Raw genomic sequence first — 6,681 nt, 5'->3', positions numbered from 1 at the left:
CTGTTCACGAGCGAAGACCGCGGCCACGACGGGCTGACGTCCGAGGAGACGGCCTTCCTGGTCGCCGCGGCGGAGCAGCGGGCGGCGGAGGAGCGGGCCGCCACCCGGGCCCGGCGCCGGAGCCGCACACTCACGGCCTCGCTCTGCGCCGTGCTGGCGGTGGCCCTGGTCGTCGGCCTGACCGCCGTACGCCTGCGTCAGGACAGCGAGAAGCAGACCACCGACACCGCGGCCCGCCGGGTGGCCGCGGTCGCCGACGCGCTACGTACCACCGACCCGCGCACCGCGATGCTGCTCGGCGTCGCCGCATGGCGCCTCTCTCCCCTGCCGGAGTCCCGCCGCGCCTTGCTGGGCGCGCTGGCCCAGCGCGAACTGGGCAACTTCACCGACCCGGCGCCCGGTGACGAACCTGCGCGGTTCCTCGACAGTTCCGGGCGCACCCTGCTCAGCACCAGCGACAACAGCACCTGGCGGACGTGGGATATAGGCACCCACCGCCGTATCGCCTCGGGGTCCGTACCTCGTGGGTCGGTACTCGCCGCGGGTCCGGGCGGCCGGGTGCTCGTCGTCTACACCGCTGACAGGACCCAGCGGCTGTGGGACACCCGAACGAGGCGCTGGATCGGGGATCCCCTGCCACTCAGGTACACCGTGAGCTTCGGGGCGAGTGGCCGCAACTACCTGGTGAGGAGCATCGGCGACGACCGGGCCGGCCTTTACTCCCTCACCGACGGTCATCTGGTGTTCCGGACCCCGTCGGCCGGCAGGGGGGAACTCTCCGACGCAGCAGCCGACGACGACCGGTTGATGGCCGTCTGCCCGCGCGGCCGGGCTCCGCAGGTCTGGGACATCTCCACGCGCAGCGTCCGATCCGGTGCATGGACGAGCGCTCGCGGCGTCTGTGGTGACAGCACCCACATCCGCTTCACCGGCGGCCGGCTCCTCGCGCTCACCGGGGGCCGCCGGGTGCGTGTATGGAACACCACGACGGGACGAGAGCTCGCCGACGTCGCCCACCCGGGCGTCCTTGGGGCCGTCGTGAGCGCGGACGGCTCGTTTCTGGCAACCGGCGGCGGCCACGAGATCAGAGTGTGGCGTCTGCCCAACCGCGGCGCCCCCGTTTTCCGCCACTCCCTGGACAACACGTCGCTCTCCGGTCTCGCCTGGGACTCCTCGCGGCCCCTGCTGCGGTACCTCGAAGGGGGCACGGTCCACACCCTCGACCTCACCACGACGCTCACCCGCACCTGGCGCACGAGTCCGCTCGCCGGGGTCCGGCTCAGCCCCGACGGCAGGACACTCGCCACCGCCGAACGCATCGGTGACCACTACGTCGTCCAGCTGCGGAACACACGCGACGGCCGTCTGGTGCGAACCCTGCCGACACCGTCACTTCCCGTCTTCCGCGACAGCATGCGGACGGCGGTCAGCACGGACATCACCGAGCCCATGCTGTCCTTCAGCCCGGACGGAGGCATGTTCGCGTACGGAGTCTCCGCCCCCTGGGACACGGCGCCTCAGCGTCTGACGGTGTGGGACGTGACCGCCGGACACGCGAAGACCACGGTGGACCTGGCGACGGCGTCCACGAAGTCCACGGAGGCGATCGCCCTGGGACCGGGCGGTCGTACGCTCCTCACCGCACGTCTGACCGAGGACGGGTACGTCAACGAGACATGGGACACCACGCGGCAGCGGAGGACAGCGCTCCTCCCCGGCCCGGGCGGCGATCGTCTGGCCGTCAGCCGGGACGGCAAGCTCCTCGTGACCGACAACCGCGTCGTCCGAGCGGGCCGGTCCCACGCCCATGACCTCGTCCAGCACGACGGCATCGGGGCCATCGCCTTCGCTCCCGACGGCTCCGGCCTGGCGGCGGGCGACTGGACGGGGCGGGTGGCCGTCTGGGACGGCGACCTCCGGCATCGAGGGGGCATCCTGAGGAACGTCTTTCCTGCGCCCGTCGATGCGTCCTCCGACTCGGCCGAGTCGATCACGGCTCTCGCCTTCAGTCCGGACGGCAGCACGCTCGCCGTGGGCGGCGACACGGGCACCCTCCAACTCTGGGACACAGCGACCCAGCAACCTCTCGGCCCTCCTCTGCCCACCCCTGGTGAGAGCATCGACACGCTCGCCTTCAGCCCGGACAGCACCCTGCTGTACGCGGGCGGCCGGCACGTCCCGCTCCAGCGGTACGTCGTGGATCCTGACCGAGCGGTGTCCCTCGTCTGCTCCCGCACCGGGAACACGGATTTGACCCGGGCGCAGTGGCGCACCTACGTTCCGGAACGGCCGTACCGGCGGGTCTGCCCCTGACTGTCTCCGTCGGCCGATGAAGACGCCGCCGATGCCGGTCTAGCCGCGGATCAGGCCGACCTGCTGTGCGGTGAGAAAGACGTTGGATTGCTTGTCCATGCCGCTGGCGATGTGGTGGGCGATGGGGCGGAACCGGGAAGCCGCGGTGATGGCGATGGTGTAGCGCAGCATGCCGCACGCCTGCGCGGTGCGGTCGGTGTCGCGGACGCCGAGGTCCCTGAGGCTCTGCTCAAGGCTGAACCTGCTCAGGTCGACGTCGGTCAGCGACCGGTTCGCGATGCGGGCGAGGTCGTCGTAGCCCTCCTTGCCGAGGAACCAGTTGTCATCGGTGGCGTCCTCCTTGTTCGGGATGTCGGAGGCGAGGTTCAGGACGACGTCGTGCGGGGTGCCGCTGACGAAGAACCGCACGACGCGGAAGTCGCTCAGCCGTACGACCGCGTGCACCGTGGGGGTGTGGTCGCCGCTGCTGATCACGATGTCGGCGAAACGTCGGGTGTCGACGTCGGGCGTGGTGTTGCCGCCGGCCGAGGTCTCGGCGAGATTCCGCAGCCGCTCGAGCATGTCCAGATAGGCGCCCGAGCCGCGGTCCAGCTGCCAGCGGACCTTGGGGAAGTCGACGTCGTCGGTGCCCATCCACCCGTGGATGATCACCAGGAATCCGAGAAGCACGGAGAAGGCGACCACGAGGGTGACGCTGGTGGGCATGTCGTGCTCCGGTTGTTCGACGTGCGGCGATGTCACCACCGACGCTCACAGCCGGGCGGTTGTTTGGCAGGCCCCTGTTGCCGCCGCGGACAATTCCAGAGGTCCGAGTTCCGTGTGATTCGTACTCATACAGGGCTTCTCGACTTCGCGCCGCAACCTCAGTGATGTGGAAGACGTGACGGAGACGCACCGAGGCCCGGCGGGTGGCCAGGATGCCCACCCGTCGCGCCTCGGTACGCGTCGTCAGGCGGTGCGCCGCTGGAACCGCTGGATGGGTGGTGCAGCGGTACTGGTTCACGAAGGCACCGTCGGCGGTGGAGGCGCCCGAGACGTCCAGGCACTTGCCGCTGTGCCGGGCGACCAGGTTGTAGTACGGCGACCAGGTTGTAGTACGGGCCGCCGCCCACGCCGGTGACCGTGCCGGCGGCGGTGTCGAGGGCGACCTGCGGGTACCAGGGCAGGTTCATGGTGGTCCGGGTGGGGAAGGTCAGCGGCAGCCACACGTACGGGGAGTCGCTGCCCGGCTACAGCGGCACCTCCTTCACCACCCCGCAGATCGGCGACGCGACGGTCACCCGGGTCTCCGACGTGGCGTCCGGCGCCGACCTGTCGTACAGCGCGCAAGCGGGGTGCCGCGATCGCGGTCACCTCTCATGTGGCGGTCACCCCTCACGCGGTGGCCGCCTCGCCCGTCGCGGGTGAGGCGCCCGGTGGGGTTCTGAGCTGCGATGGACGTGGCGGCCGGTCGGCGGAAGGTCGCTGTCCGGGCCACCCCACCGGTGTCCCGGGCCGACTCGGCGAGGTGGGCGGCGTGGCGCACTGGCGGGCTCTGATGGTTCTCGGCACGGCCCAGTTCCTGATGGTGCTGGACACCTCCGTCATGAATGTCTCGATCAGTCAGCTGGTCGAGGACTTCGACACCGAGGTCACGGCCATCCAGGCCGTGATCACCCTGTACGCGCTGGTCATGGCCGCGTTCATGCTCATCGGAGGGCGCCTCGGGGACATCCTCGGGCGACGTCGCGTCTTCCTCCTGGGCCTCGTCGTCTACGCCACCGGATCGGCCCTGACCGCCGTGGCCCCCACCCTGTGGGTCCTCACCCTGGGCTGGTCCGTCATCGAGGGGATCGGGGCCGCCATGGTGCTGCCGGCCATGGCGGCCCTCGTCGCCGAGTCCTACCGGGGCCGGGACCGGGCCGTCGCCTACGGCGTCATCGGCGGACTCGCCGGTGCGGGCATCGCGGTCGGCCCGCTGCTGGGCGGCTGGGTCACCACGTACCTCACCTGGCGGCTGGTCTTCGCCGGCGAGGTGGTGGTCGTCGCGGCCGTCCTCTGCTTCCGCCGCGTGATCACCGACATCCCGCGCACCGGACCCCGCCCCGCACTGGACGTCGTCGGCGCGACCCTCTCGGCCGCCGGGCTCGGCCTGGGCGTGCTGGGGGTGCTCCAGAGCGGAACCTGGGGCTGGGTGCAGCCCCGCAACCCGCCCTTCACCATCCTCGGATTCGCGCCCACCCTGTTCGTCGTCGCCGCCGGAGTGGCCGTCCTGGCCTTCTTCCGGCACTGGGAACGGCACCGGGAGCGCGAGAACCGCGACCCCCTGGTGCATCTGTCGCTGCTGCGCGTCCCCGCGCTGCGGTCCGGCCTGATGACGCTGATGAGCCAGAACCTCATCCTGCTCGGCGTGTTCTTCACCATCCCGCTGTACCTCCAGGTCGTCCAGGGATTCGACGCGTTCCAGACGGGGCTGCGGTTGCTCCCCGTGTCCGTCACCATGCTCGTGGCGTCCACCGTCGCCGCCCGGTTGGGCCGGCGGGTGGGGCCGCGCCGCATGGTCCGGTTGGGCCTCGCGGCACTCGTCGGGGCCGTCGTGTGGCTGCTGGCCACCATCGACCCCGTCATCGACGACGCACAGTTCGCCTGCGCCATGGCCCTGCTCGGCGTGGGCATGGGCATGCTCGCCTCGCAGCTGGGCAACGTCGTGCAGTCCAGCGTGGGCGAGGAGGAACGCAGCGAGGCCGGCGGCATGCAGTTCACCGCGCAGAACCTGGGCTCCGCGCTGGGTACGGCACTCATGGGCTCGATCCTCGTCGGCGCGCTCGCCCACGCCTTCACCTCCCAGGTCGCCGACGACCCGCGGCTGTCGGAGGAGACCCGCGAGCGCACGGGAGTCGCCCTGGAGGCCGGGATCTCCTTCGTCCCCACCGACCAGGTGCGCTCCGCCGCAGAGCGGGCCGGGCTGCCGCCGTCCGAGGTCGAGGCGCTCACCGACGCCTACGCCACCGCCCAGCTGAACGGCCTCAAGGCGGCCCTCCTGGCCGCCGGCGGCATCACCCTCGCGAGCTACCTCGTCACACCGCATCTGCCGACGGGGCGGAACGGAGGGACCGGCGGGAAAGGCCCGGCGGCGCCGCCGGACGCCGCCGCCCCGGCCGCCGGAACGACCCGGCCGACCGGCCGCCCATGAAGGGGGTTCCCGTGTCCGAGAGCGACCGGACCACCGCCCAGGCACAGACCATGCCCCCCGCGCGCCCCACCGCCCGGGCCAGGCGGGGCGAGCGCCGCGCCCACGCGGACTACACCGGCGGCATCTACGGCTCCATGCTGGCGGCGTCCGTGATCCTCGGCGCCGGCACCCTGGGATCCTTCCCGCGGCTGGAGATCGTGCTGCTGTTGCTGCTCACCGGCATCGTCTTCTGGATCGGGCACGTGCACGCCGTGCTGTTCGGGGAACGCCTCGCCCAGCGAGCCCCGGACCACCGGGTCGTCCTGCGCGTCTGCCAGGAGGAGTGGCCGATCATGAAGGCCGCCGTCCCGCCCGCCCTGGCGGTGGCGGTCAGCCCGCTCCTCGGCCTGGGCGTCCAAGGCGCCGTCTGGCTGGCGCTCGCCGTGGCCCTGGCCGGGCAGGTGGGCTGGTCCGTCGCGGCGGCACGGTGGGCCGGCGCCTCCTGGCGTCTCGTCCTGATCGCCGCGTCCGTCAATGTGCTGCTCGGCCTGCCGATCATCTGCTTCAAGCTCTTCCTCAAACACTGATCGGGGCCCCTGGACCACCGTCATGGGAGCTCAGCGTCCACCGTCACGGGCAGTTCACCTGCACGGGGTGAGGCCCGGGGACGCCCCGACCGGCACGATCGTCGGGACAGGGACGGAGTTCGCACCCCGGCCGCCCGCGGGAGAACAGCTCATGCGCTACGAGATCCGCGTCGAGGGACATATGTCGGAGACGCTGGCCAAGGCCTTTCCGGAGCTGGACCATGTGCTGATGTCCGGACAGACCCTACTGTTCGGCCACGTCATCGACGAGGCACACCTGTACGGGCTGCTGGCGCGCTGCCGGTCGCTGGGACTGCGGGTCGTGGAGATGCGCCAACTGCCGGAATGAGCCGGAACGACTCACGGCCCGGACGCGCGGTCCCGTCCCTCCGGTCCGGCACCGTCACCGGAGCCGTCCGAGGCGGCCGGATCACCTCCCCGCCGACGCAGCCCCACATCCACGGCCGTCGCCAGCACCCGCGCGGCACCGCCCACGAGCAGCAGACCCACCACCATCTGGATCATGGTCGCCACCCGCCCCGTCTCCGAACGGGCGGTGATGTCGCCGAAGCCGACGGTGGTGAACGTCGTCAGCGTGTAGTACAGGGAGTCCGTCCTGGTCATCGGCTC

7 protein-coding genes are annotated in these 6,681 nt (G+C 71.4%); 5 read left to right on the top strand and 2 right to left on the bottom strand.

The window, feature by feature from the left end:
- Positions 1 to 2,313: WD40 repeat domain-containing protein (locus tag AOK23_RS35680; RefSeq protein WP_169800368.1), on the top strand; the 2,313-nt coding region annotated here is incomplete at its 5' end.
- A 39-nt stretch (positions 2,314 to 2,352) separates the two neighbouring features.
- Here the strand turns inward: AOK23_RS35680 and AOK23_RS35675 are convergent.
- Complete coding sequence (locus tag AOK23_RS35675; protein WP_055716672.1) at positions 2,353 to 3,018, bottom strand: ribosome-inactivating family protein; 666 nt, start codon at positions 3,016 to 3,018, stop codon at positions 2,353 to 2,355.
- Positions 3,019 to 3,495: 477 nt separating this feature from the next.
- Here AOK23_RS35675 and AOK23_RS35670 point away from each other — a divergent pair, with 477 nt between their 5' ends.
- The 4 genes from AOK23_RS35670 (at position 3,496) to AOK23_RS35655 (ending at position 6,400) form a co-directional block, all read left to right on the top strand.
- Entirely contained in the window at positions 3,496 to 3,720 is a 225-nt protein-coding gene (locus AOK23_RS35670) for a hypothetical protein (protein ID WP_157878243.1), read from the top strand.
- Between the two features lie 109 nt (positions 3,721 to 3,829).
- On the top strand, positions 3,830 to 5,485 hold the full coding sequence (locus AOK23_RS35665) for an MFS transporter (protein ID WP_107102953.1): 1,656 nt from the start codon (positions 3,830 to 3,832) through the stop codon (positions 5,483 to 5,485).
- A 50-nt stretch (positions 5,486 to 5,535) separates the two neighbouring features.
- Positions 5,536 to 6,051 carry a hypothetical protein gene (locus AOK23_RS35660; RefSeq protein WP_055716673.1) on the top strand — a complete coding sequence of 172 codons (516 nt, stop codon included), beginning with the start codon at positions 5,536 to 5,538 and terminating at the stop codon, positions 6,049 to 6,051.
- A 151-nt stretch (positions 6,052 to 6,202) separates the two neighbouring features.
- Positions 6,203 to 6,400, top strand: coding sequence for a hypothetical protein (locus tag AOK23_RS35655; RefSeq protein WP_055543260.1), 198 nt, complete (start codon positions 6,203 to 6,205; stop codon positions 6,398 to 6,400).
- 11 nt (positions 6,401 to 6,411) lie between these two features.
- Here the strand turns inward: AOK23_RS35655 and AOK23_RS35650 are convergent.
- Positions 6,412 to 6,681: potassium channel family protein (locus AOK23_RS35650; RefSeq protein WP_169800367.1), on the bottom strand; the 270-nt coding region annotated here is incomplete at its 5' end.

Origin of the sequence: Streptomyces torulosus (assembly GCF_001419765.1) — a bacterium.
Taxonomy (GTDB): Bacteria; Actinomycetota; Actinomycetes; order Streptomycetales; family Streptomycetaceae; genus Streptomyces; species Streptomyces torulosus.
This window is presented reverse-complemented; position numbering and strand designations above follow the sequence as displayed.

What these genes read in the sequence shown, in the direction of transcription:
- AOK23_RS35660 (WP_055716673.1), top strand. Translation starts at nt 5,536, where the DNA reads ATGCCCCCCGCGCGCCCCACCGCCCGGGCCAGGCGGGGCGAGCGCCGC.
- AOK23_RS35675 (WP_055716672.1), bottom strand. Translation starts at nt 3,018, where the DNA reads ATGCCCACCAGCGTCACCCTCGTGGTCGCCTTCTCCGTGCTTCTCGGA.
- AOK23_RS35655 (WP_055543260.1), top strand. Translation starts at nt 6,203, where the DNA reads ATGCGCTACGAGATCCGCGTCGAGGGACATATGTCGGAGACGCTGGCC.